18 protein-coding genes are annotated in these 18995 nt (G+C 71.1%); 10 read left to right on the forward strand and 8 right to left on the reverse strand.

The annotated features are described in order from the left end of the window. Positions 1 to 3 precede the first annotated feature (3 nt). From ACFYTQ_RS01535 to ACFYTQ_RS01560, 6 genes are all read right to left on the reverse strand, one after another. Positions 4 to 1821, reverse strand: a complete 1818-nt coding sequence (locus ACFYTQ_RS01535; protein WP_387356128.1) for a protein kinase — start codon at positions 1819 to 1821, stop codon at positions 4 to 6. A 77-nt stretch (positions 1822 to 1898) separates the two neighbouring features. Further along, positions 1899 to 3170, reverse strand: a complete 1272-nt coding sequence (locus ACFYTQ_RS01540) for a hypothetical protein (RefSeq protein ID WP_387356130.1) — start codon at positions 3168 to 3170, stop codon at positions 1899 to 1901. Continuing rightward, positions 3167 to 3541, reverse strand: coding sequence for a hypothetical protein (locus ACFYTQ_RS01545; protein WP_387356132.1), 375 nt, complete (start codon positions 3539 to 3541; stop codon positions 3167 to 3169). Before ACFYTQ_RS01545 ends, ACFYTQ_RS01540 begins: the two co-directional genes overlap by 4 nt. Next, positions 3538 to 3693, reverse strand: a complete 156-nt coding sequence (locus ACFYTQ_RS01550) for a hypothetical protein (protein ID WP_387356134.1) — start codon at positions 3691 to 3693, stop codon at positions 3538 to 3540. The genes ACFYTQ_RS01545 and ACFYTQ_RS01550 overlap by 4 nt, the downstream gene beginning before the upstream one ends. Then, on the reverse strand, positions 3690 to 5534 hold the full coding sequence (locus tag ACFYTQ_RS01555; protein ID WP_387356983.1) for a hypothetical protein: 1845 nt from the start codon (positions 5532 to 5534) through the stop codon (positions 3690 to 3692). The genes ACFYTQ_RS01550 and ACFYTQ_RS01555 overlap by 4 nt, the downstream gene beginning before the upstream one ends. A 104-nt stretch (positions 5535 to 5638) precedes the next feature. Continuing rightward, the gene (locus ACFYTQ_RS01560) at positions 5639 to 6646 is read right to left on the reverse strand and encodes an LLM class flavin-dependent oxidoreductase (protein WP_387356136.1); all 1008 of its coding nucleotides are present in this window, start codon (positions 6644 to 6646) and stop codon (positions 5639 to 5641) included. 76 nt (positions 6647 to 6722) lie between these two features. On the opposite strand from ACFYTQ_RS01560, the gene map reads away from it, so the two are divergent. From map to ACFYTQ_RS01575, 3 genes are all read left to right on the forward strand, one after another. Continuing rightward, the gene (gene map, locus ACFYTQ_RS01565) at positions 6723 to 7586 is read left to right on the forward strand and encodes a type I methionyl aminopeptidase (RefSeq protein WP_387356137.1); all 864 of its coding nucleotides are present in this window, start codon (positions 6723 to 6725) and stop codon (positions 7584 to 7586) included. Positions 7587 to 7629: 43 nt separating this feature from the next. Further along, the gene (locus ACFYTQ_RS01570; protein ID WP_387356139.1) at positions 7630 to 9168 is read left to right on the forward strand and encodes a cobyric acid synthase; all 1539 of its coding nucleotides are present in this window, start codon (positions 7630 to 7632) and stop codon (positions 9166 to 9168) included. A gap of 85 nt (positions 9169 to 9253) precedes the next feature. Continuing rightward, positions 9254 to 9817, forward strand: coding sequence for an alpha/beta hydrolase (locus tag ACFYTQ_RS01575; RefSeq protein WP_387356141.1), 564 nt, complete (start codon positions 9254 to 9256; stop codon positions 9815 to 9817). 4 nt (positions 9818 to 9821) lie between these two features. Here ACFYTQ_RS01575 and ACFYTQ_RS01580 read toward each other — a convergent pair whose 3' ends face one another. After that, complete coding sequence (locus ACFYTQ_RS01580) at positions 9822 to 10850, reverse strand: alpha/beta hydrolase (protein WP_387356143.1); 1029 nt, start codon at positions 10848 to 10850, stop codon at positions 9822 to 9824. A 151-nt stretch (positions 10851 to 11001) separates the two neighbouring features. Between ACFYTQ_RS01580 and mqo the strand changes: the two genes are divergently transcribed. Both mqo and ACFYTQ_RS01590 read left to right on the forward strand, forming a co-directional pair. Beyond that, entirely contained in the window at positions 11002 to 12552 is a 1551-nt protein-coding gene (gene mqo / locus ACFYTQ_RS01585) for a malate dehydrogenase (quinone) (protein ID WP_387356985.1), read from the forward strand. 12 nt (positions 12553 to 12564) lie between these two features. After that, entirely contained in the window at positions 12565 to 13014 is a 450-nt protein-coding gene (locus ACFYTQ_RS01590) for a GNAT family N-acetyltransferase (protein ID WP_387356145.1), read from the forward strand. 44 nt (positions 13015 to 13058) lie between these two features. Here ACFYTQ_RS01590 and ACFYTQ_RS01595 read toward each other — a convergent pair whose 3' ends face one another. Continuing rightward, the gene (locus ACFYTQ_RS01595; RefSeq protein WP_387356146.1) at positions 13059 to 13676 is read right to left on the reverse strand and encodes an NAD(P)-dependent oxidoreductase; all 618 of its coding nucleotides are present in this window, start codon (positions 13674 to 13676) and stop codon (positions 13059 to 13061) included. 65 nt (positions 13677 to 13741) lie between these two features. On the opposite strand from ACFYTQ_RS01595, the gene ACFYTQ_RS01600 reads away from it, so the two are divergent. The 5 genes from ACFYTQ_RS01600 (at position 13742) to ACFYTQ_RS01620 (ending at position 18994) form a co-directional block, all read left to right on the forward strand. Continuing rightward, on the forward strand, positions 13742 to 14122 hold the full coding sequence (locus ACFYTQ_RS01600) for a winged helix-turn-helix transcriptional regulator (protein ID WP_387356147.1): 381 nt from the start codon (positions 13742 to 13744) through the stop codon (positions 14120 to 14122). Between the two features lie 9 nt (positions 14123 to 14131). Then, positions 14132 to 16309 carry a magnesium chelatase subunit D family protein gene (locus ACFYTQ_RS01605; RefSeq protein WP_387356148.1) on the forward strand — a complete coding sequence of 726 codons (2178 nt, stop codon included), beginning with the start codon at positions 14132 to 14134 and terminating at the stop codon, positions 16307 to 16309. Positions 16310 to 16621: 312 nt separating this feature from the next. Next, positions 16622 to 17236, forward strand: coding sequence for a cob(I)yrinic acid a,c-diamide adenosyltransferase (gene cobO, locus ACFYTQ_RS01610; protein ID WP_387356150.1), 615 nt, complete (start codon positions 16622 to 16624; stop codon positions 17234 to 17236). Continuing rightward, a complete protein-coding gene (locus ACFYTQ_RS01615; protein WP_387356151.1) occupies positions 17230 to 18624 on the forward strand; it encodes a cobyrinate a,c-diamide synthase in 1395 nt (464 codons plus the stop codon). The genes cobO and ACFYTQ_RS01615 overlap by 7 nt, the downstream gene beginning before the upstream one ends. Continuing rightward, positions 18617 to 18994, forward strand: a complete 378-nt coding sequence (locus tag ACFYTQ_RS01620; protein ID WP_387356152.1) for a cobalamin biosynthesis protein — start codon at positions 18617 to 18619, stop codon at positions 18992 to 18994. The genes ACFYTQ_RS01615 and ACFYTQ_RS01620 overlap by 8 nt, the downstream gene beginning before the upstream one ends. Position 18995: the final 1 nt, after the last annotated feature.

Raw genomic sequence — 18995 nt, forward strand, 5'->3', positions numbered from 1 at the left:
CTCTCACTGCCGGGTGAGTTCGCCGGAGGCGAAGTTGGCGGGATTGCCGATCTCGCGCCAATCGATGCGCAGTCGGCCCTCGCCCGCCGGAGTGAGATCCAGCGAGCCGGCCACGCACCGTCCGTCGGGATTGTCGGTGGGGGTCTCGGTGGCGGTGACGGACCCGTTCACGGGCGGCGTGAGCGTCATGGTGCCCCGGCAGCCGAGTGTGCTGTTCTCGAAGGTGCCCTCCAGCCGGTCGCCGGGGATGTGCAGGGTGACCGTGGACTCGGAGATCTGCCCGAACGGTTGCGCGATCGACCCCGACCAGTTCCCGATGAACGCCTGCGGCACGGGTTTCGGCGCGACCGTCGTCGAAGTGGTTGCCGCGCCAGCGGGATTCGCGTGGCGCGCGTTCCAAACCACCGAGAACCCCGCCGCGACGAACGATACGGTCAGCACGCCCGCCACCACGCTCCAGATGATCACGTGCCGCCGCTGATCGGCCACCACACCCGATCGGGAACCTCTCCCCGAAGGGTGGAACACCCCGACCGGAACTCCACCCGAAAAGCCTTGGCCGCCAGGGGTACCGGCCCCGCCAGTCATGACCGGAACCGGCCCGCTCGGCGGTCGCGTCGCCGGGAGCGGCCCGCTCGGCGGCCTGCCCGTCGGTCCGAGTGGTGGTGCGCCCGGCGCGCCGTGCAGTGGTCGGCCCGTCGTGCCGGTCGGTGGCCGACTCGTCGCGCCGGTCGGGGATCGGTCTGTCGGGCCGAGTGGCGGTCCCGTCATCGGGCCTTGTGGTGGCGCGCCGGTTCGGGTCATGCCCGGAGGTGGTGTGCCCGGTGGGCGTCGTTCGCGTGGTGGAACGGGAGCGGCGGGGAACTGGCCGGTCCTGTTGTCCGGCGGGGCCGCCGGACGGCTCGGCGGGAGCGGAGCCGCGGGAGGGCGATGGGTCCCCGGCGCTGCGGGCGGCTGGGGGCGGGGCGGGACCGCTTGCGGCCCAGCGGGTCCCGACAGCGCCCGCCAGGCCGCGTCGGCGAACTCCCGGCAGGTGCCGAAGCGCTGGTCCGGGCTCTTGGCCAGGGCTCGGGTGAGGACGGGGTCGAGGGGGACCAGGGCGCGGTCGGTGGTGCCGAGAGACGGCGGGGTCTGGAAGAGGTGGGCGTGGAGCATGGTGAGCGGGTCGCGGGCGGGGAAGGGGGTGCGGCCCGTGAGGAGACGGAACAGGGTGCAGGCCAGGGAGTACTGGTCGCTGCGGCCGTCGATGTCGGCGTCGGTGTCGAATTGTTCGGGGGAGGCGAATTCGAAGGTGGCCAGGACCTCGCCGGTGCGGGTGAGGCGGGTGGATTCGGCGAGGGCGCGCGCGATGCCGAAGTCGGTCAACACGATTCGTTCCGGTTCGGTGGGGCCGCCGGGGGACAGCAGGATGTTCGCGGGTTTGACGTCGCGGTGGACCACGTCGCGGGCGTGCGCGTAGTCCAGCGCCCGCGCGGTCTCGCGCACGATGTGCAGCGCCCGCTCCGGCGCCACCCGGCCCACGCTCGCGGCGTCGGTGCCCTCGATGTACTGCATCGAGATCCACGGCTGCCCGTCCTCGACGCCGCGGTCGTGGATCGACACGATGTTGGGATGGTCCAGCCGCGCCGCGAGCTCGGCCTCCCGTTCGAAGCGCGCCCGCACGTCGGCCTCGTCGAACAGGTTGCGCGACAGCACCTTCAGCGCGGTCAGCTTCGGCAACCGGGGATGCTCGGCCAGATACACCGTCCCCATCCCGCCACGCCCCAGCCGCCGACGGACGACGAACCCGGCGAACACCCCACCGGGCGCCAACTCCTCCACAGCCCGAAGTCTTCCGCAGCCGCCGCCGGGCCGCAACGCCGCGTTGGGCCGGGAACTTCCGCCGCCGCGACCTCGCCTCACACCTCGAACAGCAGATACAACCCGGCGAAGGTGAAGCCGACCATGGTGACCATGAGGGCCAGCTGGCCGGTCAGGCGGTGTCCGGGGGGCAGCAGCCGGAGGCTGCGGTCGTGCGCGGCCGCGACGCCGAGGATGTGTCCGGTCAGCACCGCGCCGACCTTGATCACGCCGAGGAGCGCGGGGTGCTCGGACAGTACGTAGTGCACCCGCAGCCCCAGCGTGGCCTGGCCCTTCTCCACCAGGAACGTCAGGTAGTGCGCGATCAGGTACCCGGCCGCGATGGGAATCAGGCTGTGCGCCAGCTGATTCGGCAGGGCCGCCCGGTCCGCGCGGGAGAGGCCACCGGCCGCGCGCGCCGCGAGCTGGAAGATCACGAACACCGCCGCCACGAAGGCGAACAGGCCGCCCGTGCGGACCAGCACCGCGATCGTGAGCGAATCGCCACTGACACCGTCGACCAGATCACGCCACGAACTCGAGGCGGCGAAGCTGTCGAACAGCGTCGACCCGAGCAGCGTGGCGGTCACCGCGACCGTGCCGGGCAGCGCCGGTGTCCCGGCCAGATGCCCCAACGGCGTGCGCAGCACGAACGCGCCGTCCCGGCTCCGCGCGAGCGGGCTCAGCCGCCCGAGCAGGGTGCTGTACACCTCCAGCGGGTCGGCCCGCTCCGCCCACACCGTGCCGAACAGGACCAGCCCCGCCACGGTGACCACGAGGTATGCCAGCACCCACACCCACACGGACACCACCGAACTCGGCTCCGGCGAGGCCAGCTCGAGCCACGCGAACGAGAACAGTCCGGCCGCCGCGGGCCACAGGCCGAGCCCGTCCGGGTAGCGCCGCCGCACCGGGATCCGGGCGAGCCCGCGATACATCGCGCGCGGCGGCGACAGGAACCTCCACACCGGCCCGACCACCAGCGAGGCCACCATCACGCCCACCCAGACGAAGATGTACACGATGCCCGGCACCGGATTGCGTTGCGCGTCATCGGGTCCCAGCCACGCGGTCAGCAGCACGGCGAGCGTGCCCGCCGCCACCACCACGGCCACCGCGGTCCGGGTGGTCCGCGCGTCGACCACCCGGCGCACCCACCCGGGCAGCGGCCGGCCGGGCGCGTCGGGATCCAGCCGTGGCGTGCGCCAGAACAGGAACAGGATCGCCACCGAGAAGGTCAGCGCCCACGAACCGCCGATCAGGGCGTAGGACAACGGAATCGGCAGATCCGCCGCACCGCCGAGGCCGTGGGCGAGGACGGACTCGGTCACGGGCGCACCGTCAGCGTGGTCACCGTGCGGTGCGCGTGATGCAGTTCCACCTCCACCTGACCCGGCACGTCCACGGTGAACTCGAACCGTTGATCCGGCTTCGCGGCCACCTCGAACTCGTGATCCGGCGAGGCGTGCACGTGCAGTTCGTCCTCCGCGTCACTGCTCACCACGAACACGATCTGCTGGCCGACCTTCGCGTCGTTGTGCGCGTTGGTCGGGGTCACCGTGCCGTTCGCGATGCGCACGTCCACCGTCACCGCGCTCGTCGCGTTCGCCGATGTGCTTGTCCCGGGCGAACTCTCGCCGCCGCAGCCGCCGACCACCAGCCCGGCGGCCAGCAGGGCCGCGCACCAGATACGCCTGTTCACTCGTCCTCCTTCTCCTCGGGGTGGTCGCCGCGCCGGTCGCGCAGGGCGACGACGAGCACCACCAGCACCACCACGACCGCCGGTGCCAAGGCGGGTATGGCCAGCAACAGGGCGTGATGCGCGAGCACCTCCACCCGGTCGGCCGCGATCATCGCCGCGCCAACTCGTCCGGGGTGAGCGTGCGGGCGCGCGGCGCGCGTTCGTTGATCCGGGCCGCGCCCCAGGACAATCCGCCCACCAGCGCCAGGCTGCACACCAGCACCACCAGCGAGGCCGCGCCGTACAGCCAGCTCGGCTTGTCGAAGGACCGCTCGCGTTGCAGCACTTGGATCTCCGGGGTGAACGGGCGGTTGAACGACGCCAGCGCGGGCACCTCCTCGGCCCCGATCGCGCGGTCGTGCGGCATGTAGACCGGCAGCGCGGTCAGCATGCGGCCGTCCTGCACGCGCAGCACGGTCTTCCAATTGCCGTAGGCCGGAACGGGTTTCGTGGACACGTAATGGCCCTGCTCGACCCGGCGCAACTTGTCCACGACCAGGCCGCGCCCCGGGCTGTCGGTGCCGACGCCGCCCTGCCAGGACAGGATCTCCACCCATTCCGGATCGTCGCCGACCAGATCGGCGGGTTCGAGCCGCACGTCGGCGGTCACCATCCGGCGGTCGGGCGAGGCGCCGGTATCGGTGAGCGCCACGGTGGCGCTCGCGTGGTCGGGCACCCGCACCATCACCCCGTTGGCGGTCGCGATCCCGGTGACGAGCACCGCGGCGACCATGAGCGTGCGGCGAATCGGCCTGCGCGGCAACGTCTCCCCGCGCAGGACCACGCCCAACAGCGCGCCCACCACGCCGCCGAGCACCCCGACCGGCACGGCCATCGCCAGCGCCTCGGGCCACATCGAGGTGGGCCAGTGGTTGACGTACATCCGGTCCACCCACAGCGATTCCAGCCACAGCCCGACCGTGGCGATCGCCAGCCCGCTCAGCGCGCCCCACCACACCGGCCGTCGGCGCAGCGGCAACAGGGCCAGCAGCTCCACCACGATCGCCGAGCCCAGATACAGCGGGAACACATTGCGCGGCGCCTCGATCAACGGCCCGGCCACGATCCACGCGACCACCAGCCGCACGAATGCCGCGAACACCACGGCCACGAGCGCGCTGAAGGGCCCGAGGGTGGACCGCGCGGCGACCAGCGACACGGTCGCCGCGATCACGAACAGCATGGGCTGCAACACGAGCCGGAACTGCTGGACGCCGAAGTCGTATTCGACGGGGAACACCGACAGCCCGATCAGCAACCCGCCGTAGGCGAAACAGCGCATCAGCCACATGAATCGGGAGTCGCGTTCCTTCGGCTCGAGCCGTTCGGTGCGACCCTCGTACTCCAGCAGCAGCATCCCCACCAGCGACAGCCCCGCCCCGCCGATCAGCATGAGATGCGTCGGCCCCCACAACGTCACGTCCTGCCCGAACAGCCGGTGCCAGACGTCGTCGAGCGGGAAGCCGATGAGCGCGTAGAAACCCGCGCCCGCCAACAGGATTCCGCCCACCGGCGCGTACCAGGTGCGGGTGATGCGCACCGCGGCCGGCCCCGGCTTCTCGTCCAGCGGCAGCACCACCGCCGTCATCCCCGCCATGAACAGGAAGAACAGCCCGATCAGGATGAAGTAGTGCGCGGGATTGGCCAGCGGTCCGGGATCGCGGCCCTTGCCGATGTGCAGGCTCACGTCCCAGATGAAGCCGAGCAGCGCGGTCAGGATCGTCGCCAGGAACAGCGCGCTCGGCAACGCCACCCAGCCCGGCCGGTTGAACCGCTGCCCGAGCCGGTCGGCCGTGTCACCGAGCCAGCTGATTCTTCGGGTCCGATGCAGATACCCCACCCAGAGCAGGAGCAGGGCGATCACCCCGGCCGAACCGGTCAGGATGAAGACCTGATCCAGTGCCGCACCACCCGCTTCGCCACCGGCCGCCCGGTAGCCCACTGCCGCAAACATCGTGCTGGACACGGCTGAACCTCCGCCTCAGAGAACATCTGTTCACTGGATTACCAGAGGCGCACGGTTTATGTGTGGAATCGACGAAACAGATAGATCGGCGCTCAACGCACCTGCGGGGCCACCTTCTCGCCGAGCAATTCGATGCCGTGCAGGATCTTTTCGTGCGGCAGCGTGCCGACGCTCGGGTGCAGCATGAAGCGGTCCAGGCCCAGGGTGTCGCGGATGTCGGCGATCTTCTCCGCCACCTGATCGGGCGCGCCGAGGAACAGCGATCCGGCGGGGGAGCGCAGCGCGTCGAACTGGGCGCGGGTCATCGGACCCCAGCCGCGTTCGCGGCCGAGCCCGCTCATGGCCGCGGCGTAGGGCTCGTAGAAGTCGGCGACGGCCTCGGCCTCGGAGTCGGCGACATAGCCGTGCGCGTGCACGGCGACCGGTTGGGGTTCGTGGCCGCCCTGTTCGAGGGCGCGGTGGTAGAGGTCGACCAGCGGGCGGAAGCGGGCCGGTTGCCCGCCGATGATGGCGATCGCCAGCGGCAGGCCCAGAAGCCCTGCGCGCGCGACGGATTCGGGGGAGCCGCCGACCGCGATCCAGATGGGCAGCGGGCGATCGGTGCGCGGATACACCACGGTGTCGGTCAGGGCCGGGCGGAAGCGGCCCGACCAGGTGACCGGCTCGTCGCCGCGCACGCGCAACAGCAGGTCCAGCTTCTCGGCGAACAGCTCGTCGTAGTCGGCGAGGTCTTGGCCGAACAACGGGAACGACTCGGTGAAAGACCCACGGCCCGCCATCAATTCGGCCCGCCCGTTCGAGATCAGGTCCAGGGTGGCGAACTGCTGATACAGCCGGACCGGATCGTCGGAGCTGAGCACGCTCACCGCGCTGGTCAGCCGGATGCGTTCGGTGCGGCCCGCGATCGCGGAGAGCACGACCGCCGGGGCCGAGGCGGCGAAGTCGGCGCGATGATGTTCGCCAACGCCGTACACGTCCAGGCCCGCGCGTTCGGTGGTCACGGCCTCCTCGACCACCTCGCGCAGGCGTTCGCCCGCGCTCGGTGCGGGCCGGTCGCCGACGGCGTGGCGTTCGGCGAAGGTCGTCAGTCCCAATTCCATGACCGAGTAAACGGACCGCGGTCCGCCTGAATTCCCCGACCGTCGCGGAGGCGCTGGTTACCGATAGTCTGGAACCATGTCTGTCCGCACCCGCAAGCCGCTCGCCCCCGGAACCCTCTCGCCCGTGCGCGAGGTGCCGCGTTCGATCGAGCGCCCGGAGTACGCGTGGAAGAAGTCCGCCAACGAGGGCCGCGAGCCGTGGGTGCAGACGCCGGAGACGATCGAGAAGATGCGCCTGGCGAGCAGGCTGGCCGCGCAGGCGCTCGAGGAGGCGGGCAAGGCGGTGGCGCCGGGCGTCACCACCGACGAGCTGGACCGGATCGTGCACGAGTACCTGTGCGATCACGGCGCGTACCCGTCGACGTTGGGCTACAAGGGTTTTCCGAAATCCTGCTGCACCTCGCTGAACGAGGTCATCTGCCACGGCATCCCGGATTCGACGGTCGTGGAGGAGGGTGACATCGTCAACATCGATGTCACCGCCTACATCAACGGCGTGCACGGCGACACCAACGCCACCTTCCTCGCCGGGGACGTCGACGAGGAGGCGCGGCTGCTCGTCGAGCGCACCCGCGAGGCGACCATGCGCGCCATCAAGGCCGTCCGCCCGGGTCGCGCGCTCAATGTGATCGGCCGGGTCATCGAGTCCTACGCCAACCGCTTCGGCTACGGCGTGGTCCGCGACTTCACCGGGCACGGCGTCGGCCCCACCTTCCACAGCGGCCTGGTGATCCTGCACTACGACCAGCCCGCCGTGGAGACCGTCATCGAGCCCGGTATGACCTTCACCATCGAGCCCATGATCAACCTCGGCGGCATCGACTACGAGATCTGGGACGACGGCTGGACCGTCGTCACCAAGGACCGCAAGTGGACCGCCCAGTTCGAGCACACCCTGGTCGTCACCGAGGACGGCGCCGAGATCCTCACCCTGCCGTGAGTCCGGGTCCGTCCCGGCCCGCCTCGCCCGGTGGGGGCGGCCGGTGAGGGGCGCGCTCCTCATCGCCGGAACCACCTCCGACGCCGGGAAAAGCGTTGTGGCGGCGGGCATCTGCCGCATGCTGGCGCGGCGCGGGGTGCGGGTCGCGCCGTTCAAGGCGCAGAACATGTCCAACAACTCGGTGGTCACGCTCGACGGCGGCGAGATCGGGCGGGCGCAGGCATTACAGGCCGCCGCGTGCGGGCTGGAACCGAGCGTGCGATTCAACCCGGTGCTGCTGAAACCGGGCAGCGACCGCCGCTCGCAGCTGGTGGTGCGCGGGCGGGCCGTGGAGACGGTCGGGGCGACGGACTACTTCCGGCACCGGCAGTGGCTGCGCGGGGTGGTGGCCGACGAATTGGCCGCGCTGCGCACCGAATTCGACGTGGTGGTGTGCGAAGGCGCGGGCTCACCCGCCGAGATCAATTTGCGCGCCACCGATCTGGCGAATATGGGCTTGGCGCGTGCGGCGAACCTGCCCGTCCTGCTGGTCGGCGACATCGATCGCGGCGGCGTGCTGGCCCACCTGTTCGGGACGGTCGCGATTCTGGAACCCGAAGACCAGCAACTGATCTCGGGCTTCATCGTGAATAAATTCCGCGGCGACGTCGACCTGCTGCGCCCCGGTCTCGACGAGCTGACCGCGCGCACCGGCCGCCCGACGCTCGGCGTGCTGCCCTACACCGAGGAGCTCTGGATCGACGCCGAGGACTCCCTCGGCACGATCGCCGACGCCCCGGTCGGCCGCCCGCGCCCGCCGCTCGGCCGGGACTGGCTCACCGTCGCGGCCGTCCGCCTGCCGCGCGTGTCCAACTCCACCGACGTCGAGGCCCTGGCGTGCGAGCCGGGTGTCGCGGTGCGCTGGGTGAGCGAACCGTCGCGGCTCGCCGACGCCGATCTGGTCGTGCTGCCGGGCACCAAATCCACCGTCGCCGATCTGGACTGGTTGCGCCGCACCGGAATCGCCGCGGCCCTGACCGAGCGCGCCGCCGCCGGGCGGCCCATCCTCGGCGTCTGCGGCGGCTATCAGATGCTCGGCCGCCGCATCCTCGACACCGTCGAATCCGGCGCGGGCGAGGTCGCCGGACTGGGCCTGCTCGACCTCGACATCGAATTCGCCGACCCCAAGATCCTGCGCCGCGCCGCGGGCCACTCGGTCGGCGGAATCCCGGTGCGCGGCTACGAGATTCATCACGGCCGGGTCCGTCGCGCCACCGACCCGGCGTGGCTGGCGATCGACGGCGCGCCCGAAGGCGCTGCGCGCGAGGCGATCTGGGGCACCCACCTGCACGGCCTCCTCGAATCCGACGACTTCCGGCGCGCCTGGCTCACCGAGGTCGCGGCCCGCGCCGGGCGCACCGGATTCGTCGCCGCGCCCGACACCTCCGTCGCGGCCGTGCGCGCCGGTCAGCTGGATCTGCTCGCCGACCTGATCGAGACCCATCTCGACCTCGCGCGCCTGGACCGCCTCATCACCGAGGGCGCGCCCGCCGGTACGCCGGTCCTGACCGTCGATGTGACATCGGACAAAGCGTCGCTCTAGACCCCGCCGAACCGGTATGACCGGCCCGAATCGTGTTCAGCGACACGCGGTCCGGCGGGGGTCCGCCGGTGTAGCGTGGGTCGGCATGGAAGCTCGGCAGATCGCGGTGGGAGACCACGTCCGGACCGTACGCGTCGGCGGCCCGCAGTCTCGGCACACGGTGCTGCTGCTGCCCGACACGGGCAATCCGCCCGATGTCTACGACGCCCTCAGCGCGCGGCTGCACAACTCCGACCTGCGCACGGTCGCGATCGAATCGATCGACGGCCTCGACCCGGCGGGGGTCTACGCCATCCTCGACGACCTGGGCGTGCCGTGGGCCAATGTGGTCGGCTGCGGCGCCGGGGCGGAGCTGGCCTGGCAGCTGTGCTCGCGCGGCTTCGGCCGGTTCATGGCCCTGGTCGCGGCCGGTCGCGGCCATCCGGCCGTGCCCGGTGCCGACGGCGGCGTGCTCGACTCGGGCTGCCCGGCCGTGGAGATCCCGACCACGGTCGTCGCCACCAAGACGCTGCCCCGGGCCGTCGCCGAGGCGTCCGGCCGCCACGTCTACGGCGAGTTCCGGGTGGCGGAGGTCGACGTCGCCGATCCGGCCGCGGAGGCCGATCACGAACTGGCGACCGAGATCGTGCTCCGCAGCGGGATGTGGTGAGCGGTCAGCCCTTCGCGGCGTCGAACCGTTCGAGCCAGGTCAGCCAGTTGTCGAGTTCCTCGAAAGCCTTGGCGCGCACCGACTCCGAGGACAGGAACACGTCGTGGCGCGCGCCCTCGAGCGGCACGATCGAGGTGCGGTCGCCCAGGCAGCCCGCCCAGCGCTGAATCTGCCGTACGTCGAGCACGACATCGGACACATCGGCGGCCGGGCCGTACTTGCGCATGAACTTCGTCACCTTGGACCGCAGGATCAGCGCCGGAACGCCGATGTCCAGCCCCCGCTGCAACTGGGCGTGTCCCATGCGGATCGCGCGCAGCCAGCCGAAATGGACCGGGAACCCGGTCAGCGGCTTCCAGTCCAGGTTGTAGTCCCACTCGCCGGAGACGGTGTGATGCAGGCTGTCGCCGTAGGTGGACGCCTCGGGCCCGGGCAGCTTGGCCATCCGGCGCAGCCGACCCAGGCCGTGAATGAGCGCGGTGCCGACCGTGCGGTAGTAGGACGGGCCTTGCAGATCGAACCACGGGCTGTTCAACACCACACCCGTAATGCCTTGCGCCGCCGCGCCTTTCGCCCGGTTGAGCCGGTCCAGCCACAGCGAGGCCACCAGCCCGCCGGTCGAATGCGCCATCACCAGCACCGGCAGCCCGGTCTCGGCGCGCACGATCTCGAGCGCGCGGTTCAACTCCGCGTCGTAGAGCGCCAGATCGGTGACGTAGTGCGCGGTCTGGCCCGGCCGGTACGAGCGGCCGCACTTGCGCAGATCCAGCGCGTAGAAGCGGTAGCCGCGCGCGGCCATGTGCTCGGCCACGTGCCGCTGGAAGAAGTAGTCGGTGAAGCCGTGCAGGTAGAGCACGGCGCTGGTGGCGGTGTCGTCGGTCGCGGCGCGATAGCGCACCACCGTGGCCTCGACGGTGCCCTCGCCGTCGGGATCCGCGCCCAAAGGGATGGTCAGCTGCTCGTAGTCCGGACCCAGCACATCGGGCTGCCAGGTGCCGGTGTCCGGCCGCGCGACCTGCGTTTCGTTCGTCACAGTCCCAGGATATTCGACCCGCTCGACCTCGGCGGACACGAGCCGAATCCGTCACACCCAGGGTTGACCACTTCGGAAACGGGCATGGCCAGGGGCAGAATCGGGTTGAAGTGAACTGCGGGTAACCTTCCCGCTGAAGTTGCCACCCGCGCTGGACAAGGAAGTCGAACGAGCCGTGCCGAACGCTGCGATGACTGAAAAGACCGATGTAGTCCTCATCGGTGCCGGCATCATGAGTGCCACCCTGGGTGCACTGCTGCGTCAGTTGCAGCCCGACTGGTCCATCAGCCTGTTCGAGCGCAAGGACGCCGCCGCGCCCGAGAGCAGCGATCCGTGGAACAACGCGGGCACCGGTCACTCCGCGCTGTGTGAGCTCAACTACACGCCGCAGAACGCCGACGGCTCGGTCGACATCACCAAGGCCATCGACATCAACGAGCGCTTCCAGGTGTCGCGGCAGTTCTGGGCCTACGGCGTGGAGAACGGGGTGCTGGGCGATCCGTCCCAGTTCATCAACCCCATCCCGCACGTGAGCTTCGTGCACGGCGCCGACAACGTCGACTATCTGCGCAAGCGCTACGAGGCGCTGTCGCGGCACCCCCTGTTCGACACCATGCAGTACATCGACGACGAGGACGAGTTCCGCCGCCGCCTGCCGCTCATGGCGCGCGGGCGCGACTTCTCCGATCCGGTCGCGCTGAACTGGACCGACGGCGGCACCGACATCGACTTCGGCTCGCTGACCAAACAACTGTTGGCCCACCTCGGCGCGTCCGGGGCCTCGATCGCCTTCGGCACCGAGGTGCGGGATCTGACCAAGCAGTCCGACGGCCGGTGGAACGTCAAGGTGCGCAACACCCGCACCGGCGAAACCCGCACCGTCAACGCGCGTTTCGTGTTCGTGGGCGCGGGCGGGTACGCACTGCCGCTGTTGCAGAAGTCCGGCATCAAGGAGATGGCGGGCATCGGCGGGTTCCCGGTGAGCGGGCTGTTCCTGCGCTGCACCAACCGCGAACTGGTCGATCAGCACGAGGCCAAGGTGTACGGCAAGGCCGCCGTCGGCGCGCCGCCGATGTCGGTGCCGCACTTGGACACTCGCGTCATCCGGGGCAACAAGGGCCTGCTGTTCGGCCCGTACGCCGGATGGACGCCGAAGTTCCTCAAGGAGGGCAAGAACTCCGACCTGTTCAAGTCGATCCGGGCCAACAACCTGTTCTCCATGGTCGGCGTCGGCCTCACCGAGATGAGCCTGACCAAGTACCTGATCTCGGAACTGCTGAAATCGCAGGGCGGCCGGGTGAACTCGCTCGAGGAGTTCGTCCCGCGCGCCGACGGCCACGACTGGGAACTCATCACCGCCGGGCAGCGCGTGCAGGTCATCCGGCGCAAGGGCGCGGGCGGGGTGCTCGAATTCGGCACCGCGGTCATCACCGCCGACGACGGCTCGATCGCGGGTCTGCTCGGCGCCTCGCCGGGCGCGTCGACCTGCGTGAGCGCCATGCTCGACGTCATCCAGCGCTGCTTCCCCGCCGAGTACACCGCCTGGATGCCGAAGCTGAAGGAGATGGTGCCGTCGCTGGGCGTGAAGCTGTCCGAGAACCAGGCGCTCTACCAGGAGGTCTGGGACTGGACGAGCAAGTCGCTGCGCCTGACCGACAACACGCCGACCTCGGCCGGGGTCGCGCAGAGCGCGGCTATGTGATAGCAAGACTCGATGATGTCAACGGTTGTACTCAAAAGGTCGTGGGCCGCGGATCTGGACACCGCGACGCTCTACAAGCTGTTGAAACTGCGCGTCGAGGTGTTCGTGGTCGAGCAGAAGTGCGCCTACCCGGAACTGGACGGTCGCGATCTGCTGCCGGAGACGCGGCATCTGTGGCTCGACGACGAGGGTGAGATCATCTCCACCCTGCGGCTGCTCGAGGAGCACGAGGACGGGGTGAAGTCGTTCCGCATCGGCCGGCTGTGCACGGCGCCCGCGGCCCGGGGACACGGCTACACCACGCGGCTGTTGCAGGCGGCGCTCGCCGAAACCGGTTCGCACACCGTGCGTTTGAACGCGCAGACCTATCTGGTCGACATGTACACCAAGCACGGGTTCAAGCCGGACGGCGCGGAGTACATCGAGGACGGGATACCGCACATCCCGATGCGACGCGGCTGAGACGAAGGGTCCCGCAACCGGAAACGGTTGCGGGACATCGTGTTTCAGGGGGCGGTGACGGTCAGGGCGGCGCGGGTGACGGTGGGGCGTTCGATCTCGTCCACCACCGCGCGGGCGAAATCGGGATAGGTGATCCGCAGCGGCATCTCGGCCGGGGCGGCGCGGTAGCCGCCGACCGGATCGCCGGTGTGATCGAAGTCGCCGGAGGGGGCCAGGATCGCCCAGTTCAGCTCCGGGTCCGCGGCGCGGATGACGTCGGTGCCCGCGGCGTGGGCGTCGACGAACGCGCGGTACTCGGTGGGGTGTTCCGGTGTGTCGCGCAGCGGAATGCCCTGGGCGGTGGGCAGATTCGAGGCGAGGCCGACGACGATCAGGCGTTCCACGCCCGCGGTGGGCAGCGCCGTGCGCAGGGCGTGGGCCGCGGCGGGGAAGAATTCGGCGGCGTCGGGGAGGGAGGCCGCGGCGTGGACGGCGGCGTCGTGTCCGGCGGCCAGCTTCGCCACCTGGTCGGGGTCGGTGACGTCGCCCGCGACGGTGTCGAGATCCGGGTAGCGCGACGGGTCGCGCACGACGCTGGTCACCCGGTGGCCGCGTGCCCGGGCCTCCGCCGCGATGGTGCGGCCCGCTCGGCCGCCCGCTCCGAAAACGATGATGGTGCTCATGGCTGCGACGCTAGCCAGGGCCATGGTTTCCGATCGGATACCTCGCGCGCGGCTACCCTGGCGATATGTCCCGCTTGGACCCGCAGATGTTCGACGAGTTGTGCCCCTCCGCGGTGTTGCCTTTCAAGATCGGCGACAAATGGGGGGCGTTGCTGCTGTGGTGTCTGGCCGACGGGCCGCGGCGCTATTCGGAGCTGCGGGTGCCGTTGGCGCGCATCACGCCGAAGGTGATGACGCAGTCGCTGCGGACGCTCGAGCGGATGGGAATGATCACGCGCACGGTCGAGGGCCGCGCGGTGAGCTACGAGCTGACGGCCCTCGGGCGCAGCGCGCTCGAACCGTTGAAGGTCATCTGCGCCTGGACCACCGAGCATTACGAGGAGCTGCTCGACGTCTACGATCCCGACGACGAGGGCTCCGAACGCGGGCTCGCGCGGCACGCCTAGAGTTGGGTCGTGCCCGATTCCCGCGATCGCCCAGCCACATCCGTAGATGCGCCCCGTGACGAAACGGGGTTCCCGTTCTCGGCGGTGGTCGGGCAGGAACGGTTGCAGCTGGCGTTGATCCTGTGCGCGGTGCATCCCGGCATCGGCGGTGTGCTCGTGCGCGGGGAGAAGGGGACCGCGAAATCGACCGTGGTGCGGGCGCTGGCGCGGCTGCTGCCGCCGGTGGTCGACGAACGCGGGGAGCGGCCCGCGCGGCTGGTGGAGCTGCCCGTCGGGGCGACCGAGGACCGGGTGGTCGGGTCGCTGGATCTGGAACGGGTGCTGCGCGACGGGGAACAGGCGTTCCGGCCGGGTCTGCTCGCGGCCGCGCATCACGGGGTGCTCTACGTCGACGAGGTGAACCTGCTGCACGACCATCTGGTGGACGTGCTGCTCGACGCGGCGGCCATGGGCCGGGTGCACATCGAGCGCGACGGGGTGTCGCATTCGCATCCGGCGCGGTTCGTGCTCGTGGGCACGATGAATCCCGAGGAGGGTGAGCTGCGGCCGCAGCTGTTGGATCGGTTCGGGTTGACGGTGGACGTGGCGGCCTCCCGCGAGGTGGACGTGCGGATGGCCGTGGTGCGGCGGCGACTGGACTACGAGGCCGATCCGGCCGGTTTCGCGGCGCGGTACGCCGCGGCGGATCACGAAGTGGCGCAACGGGTTCTGGCCGCGCGGGCGCGACTGGGCGCGGTCGAACTCGACGATGTGGAGCTGCGCCGGATCGCGGCGCTGTGCGCGGCGTTCGACGTGGACGGGATGCGCGCGGATTTGGTCGTCGCGCGGACCGCGACCGCGCACGCGGCCTGGCGCGGTGGGGACCGGGTGAGCGCGGAGGATGTGCGGATCGCGGCCGAACTGGCCCTGCCGCATCGGCGGCGGCGCGATCCGTTCGACGAGCCCGGGATCAGCGAGGAGCAGCTCGAGGAGGCCATGCGGCGGGCCGAGGAGGAGGCGTCGCGGGCGGAAGTGGCTGGGGGCGGGGAGGATTCGGGGTCGGACGAGGGGCGGGGGGACTCCGGTTCGGCGGGGGCGGATGAGTCCGAGGGGCCGGACGGCTCGCAGGGACCGGACAACTCGCAGGGGCCGGACGCCTCCGAGGGGTCGGACGCCTCCGAGGGGCCGGACAGCTCACAGGGGTCGGATGCCCCCGAGGGGCCGAATGCCCCCGACGGGCCGGACAAGTCGGCGGGGCCGGATGCCTCCGAGGGGCCGGACAACTCGGCGGGGCCGAAAAACCCTGGGCCGCCGGATGATCCCGACGGCCCGGACGACCCCGACGGCGGGCCGGGCGCGCCGGGCGGGGGGCGCGAGGGGCGCGCCGGAACACCCGCCGATTCGGTTGCGCGCCCGCCCCGTTGGGAGATCCCCGGCGTCGGCGAGGGCGCACCCGGCCGCCGCTCCCGCGCCCGCACCCGGCACGGCCGAATCGTCCGCTCCACCACCGACACCACCGGCGGCCTGCACCTGCTCGGCACCCTCTTCGCCGCCGCGCCCCACCAGCACGCACGCGGCCGCCGCTCGGGCGCGCTGGAACTGGAGGCCGCCGACCTGCGCGGCGCGTATCGCGAAGGGCGCGAAGGCAATCTGGTCGTCTTCGTCGTCGACGCCTCCGGCTCCATGGCCGCCCGCGACCGCCTCGCCGCCGTCACCGGCGCGATCGTCACCCTGCTCCGCGACGCCTACCAGCGCCGGGACAAGGTCGCCGTCATCACCATGCGCGGGTCCGAAGCCGAGTTGGTGCTCCCCCCCACATCCTCGGTCGACATCGCCGTCCGCCGCCTGGCCACCCTCCGCACCGGCGGCAAAACCCCTGTCGCCCAAGGCCTCCTGAAGGCCCGCGAGATCATCACCAGAGAGCGCGCCCGCGACCCCCACCGCCGCCCCCTCCTGGTCCTCCTGACCGACGGCCGAGCCACCGGCGGCCCCGACCCGGTCCCGCGCGCCCGCACCGCCGCCCGCCTGTTGGCCCACGAGAAGGTGACGGCCGTCGTCATCGACTGCGAACGCGGCATGATCCGCCTCGGCTTGGCCCTCGACCTGGCCCACGACCTCCGTGCCACATACCTCCAATTGGCCGACCTCACCGGCGATTCGGTCGCCGACGTCGTGCGCACGAGAGCGTCGGGGACCAGGGCGGCGTGACCTCGACCCGGCGCTGGCGCGCCGGGCCGAGGTACAGAGGTGGGTCGGCGCTGGCCAAGCCGTGAGGTGGCTTTGGCGCTGGCGAGCCAGTGAGGTGGCTTTGGCGCTGGCCAGGCCGTGAGGTGGCTTGGCGCTGGCGAGGTACCGAGGGGTTGCGGCTGGCGAGGCGGTGAGGTGGGTTGAGGCTGGCGAGGGGCAAGGGCGGGTCGGGCGTCGCGAGGTGCAGGGGTGGGTTGGCGCTGGTGAGGTATGGGGGTGGGGGTGGGGAGGGGAACGCGTATGGCAACGTGGGCGGGAGCGGAAGGAGATGTGATGCCTCAGGGTGTTCCGGTGGTGGTGCCCGATGATGGGTTGACGACTCGGCAGCGGCGGAATCTGCCGGTATTGGCGGTGCATACGGGGGCGGGGAAGGGGAAGTCGACGGCGGCGTTCGGGATGGCGTTGCGGGCTTGGAATCAGGGGTTCGATGTGGCGGTGTTCCAGTTCGTGAAGAGTGCGAAGTGGAAGGTGGGGGAGGAGGCGGCGTTTCGGGCGCTGGGGCGGTTGCACGAGGAGAGTGGGGTCGGGGGGGCCGTCGAATGGCACAAGATGGGGGAGGGGTGGTCGTGGGCGCGCAAGCAGGGGAGCGAGGCCGATCACGCGGCCGACGCGCTCGCGGGGTGGCGGGAGATCGCGCGGCGCATCGGGGAGGAGCGGCACCGGTTCTACGTGCTCGACGAGTTCACCTATCCGATGAAATGGGGTTGGGTCGATGTGGACGAGGTGGTCGAGACGCTGCGGAACCGGCCCGGGAACCAGCACGTCGTCATCACCGGCCGCGACGCGCCCCAGGCCCTCCTCGACGCCGCCGACCTGGTCACCGAGATGAGCAAGGTGAAGCATCCGATGGACGCGGGCCGCAAGGGCCAGCGGGGCATCGAATGGTGATCCCCCCGCCCGCGGTGGTGATCGCCGCACCCGCCTCGGGCAGCGGAAAGACCACGCTCGCGACGGGTTTGATCGGCGCGCTGCGCGCGGCGGGGCATCGGGTGGCGCCGTTCAAGGTGGGCCCGGACTACATCGACCCCGGCTATCACGGCCTCGCCGCCGGACGGCCCGGCCGCAATCTGGACCCGGTCCTGGTCGGCGCCGAACGGGTGGTGCCCCTGTACCGGCACGGCGCCCGCGACTGCGATATCGCCGTGGTCGAGGGCGTGATGGGCCTGTTCGACGGCCGCATCGACGACCACCACACCGGCCCCGTCGCCGAGGGCTCCACGGCCCAGGTCGCCGCCCTGCTCGGTGCCCCGGTCGTCCTCGTCGTCGACGCCCGCGGCCACAGCCAGAGCCTGGCCGCGCTGCTGCACGGTTTCGCCACCTTCGACAGCGGAATCCGGCTGGGCGGGGTGATCCTGAATCGCGTCGGCAGCGAACGCCACGAACAGGTGCTGCGGGCGGCCTGCGATCGGGTGGGCCTCCCGGTGCTGGGCGCCCTGCCCCGCATGGCCGAATTGGCCGTTCCCTCACGGCATCTGGGCCTGATCCCCGCCGTCGAGCACGGCACCGCCGCGCGGAACGCCGTCGCCGCGATGACCGAACTCGTGGCCAAGCATGTGGATCTTCCGGCCGTGGTGCGGCTGGCGGACGCGCGGATGACAGGACCCATCTGGGAGCCGGGCGAAGCGGCCGTACCGACCCCGGAACACGCCCGAGACACCGTGGTGGCCATGGCCGGTGGACCCGCCTTCACCTTCGGCTACGCCGAACATCGCGAGATGCTCGCGGCCGCAGGCGCGCGAGTGCTGGTCTTCGACCCGCTGCACGACGAACTCCCCAGCGGCACAGCGGGTTTGGTGCTCCCCGGCGGTTTCCCGGAGGAACACGCCGCCGACCTCGCCGCCAACAGCCGCCTACTGGACGCGGTCGCCGCCGCCGCGAACCAGGGCCTGCCCATCCACGCCGAATGCGCGGGCCTGCTCTACCTGACTCGCTCCCTCGACGGCCACCGCATGGCCGGAGTCCTCGACGCCACAGCGGAATTCGGCCCACGCCTCACCCTCGGCTACCGAGACGCCGTGGCCCTGACCGACTCCGCGCTCTGGACGGCCGGACAACGCGTGCGCGGCCACGAATTCCACCGCACCCGCCTTACCGAATCCCGCTCGGAACACCCCGCGTGGGCCTGGCGCGGCCCCACCGGCGAGACCGTGCGCGAGGGCGCGGCGGTCCACCGCGTGCACGCCTCCTACCTGCACACCCACCCGGCCGGGAATCCCGACATGATCGCCCGATTCGTCGGCGCCGCAAGCGAATTCGCCGCCCGCGCCGATGACTGACCCCGCCGTCGAACTCGCCGTGGGCGTGGGTTTCCGCCCCGGCACCCCCGCCGAAACGCTCGTCACCGCGATCCGCGCGGCCCTCGGCACGGCCCGAATCCACTGCCTCGCGACCATCGACCGCCGCGCCGCCGACCCCCAATTCCTCGCCGCGGCACACGAACTCGCAGTCGCGACCGTCGCCTTCACCGCCGCGGAACTGGACCGGATACCGGTACCGACGCCCGCCGCGCGCACGGTCGCGTCGGTCGGCACGCCCAGCGTCGCCGAGGCCGCCGCGCTCGCCGCCGCCGGATCCGCCGAACTCCTGTTCGCCAAGCGCGTGATTCGCGGCGTCACCATCGCGGCGGCCCCCGTGCGGCCCGCCTGAC

Origin of the sequence: Nocardia sp. NPDC004068 (assembly GCF_042874315.1) — a bacterium.
Taxonomy (GTDB): domain Bacteria; phylum Actinomycetota; class Actinomycetes; order Mycobacteriales; family Mycobacteriaceae; genus Nocardia.

Excerpts from the sequence above, each read along its gene's own strand:
- ACFYTQ_RS01550 (WP_387356134.1), bottom strand. The coding sequence starts at position 3,693 with ATGATCGCGGCCGACCGGGTGGAGGTGCTCGCGCATCACGCCCTGTTG.
- ACFYTQ_RS01600 (WP_387356147.1), top strand. The coding sequence starts at position 13,742 with ATGTCCCGCTTGGACCCGCAGATGTTCGACGAGTTGTGCCCCTCCGCG.
- cobO (WP_387356150.1), top strand. The coding sequence starts at position 16,622 with ATGCCTCAGGGTGTTCCGGTGGTGGTGCCCGATGATGGGTTGACGACT.
- ACFYTQ_RS01595 (WP_387356146.1), bottom strand. The coding sequence starts at position 13,676 with ATGAGCACCATCATCGTTTTCGGAGCGGGCGGCCGAGCGGGCCGCACC.
- ACFYTQ_RS01615 (WP_387356151.1), top strand. The coding sequence starts at position 17,230 with ATGGTGATCCCCCCGCCCGCGGTGGTGATCGCCGCACCCGCCTCGGGC.
- map (WP_387356137.1), top strand. The coding sequence starts at position 6,723 with ATGTCTGTCCGCACCCGCAAGCCGCTCGCCCCCGGAACCCTCTCGCCC.
- ACFYTQ_RS01620 (WP_387356152.1), top strand. The coding sequence starts at position 18,617 with ATGACTGACCCCGCCGTCGAACTCGCCGTGGGCGTGGGTTTCCGCCCC.
- ACFYTQ_RS01575 (WP_387356141.1), top strand. The coding sequence starts at position 9,254 with ATGGAAGCTCGGCAGATCGCGGTGGGAGACCACGTCCGGACCGTACGC.
- ACFYTQ_RS01590 (WP_387356145.1), top strand. The coding sequence starts at position 12,565 with ATGATGTCAACGGTTGTACTCAAAAGGTCGTGGGCCGCGGATCTGGAC.
- ACFYTQ_RS01560 (WP_387356136.1), bottom strand. The coding sequence starts at position 6,646 with ATGGAATTGGGACTGACGACCTTCGCCGAACGCCACGCCGTCGGCGAC.
- ACFYTQ_RS01555 (WP_387356983.1), bottom strand. The coding sequence starts at position 5,534 with ATGTTTGCGGCAGTGGGCTACCGGGCGGCCGGTGGCGAAGCGGGTGGT.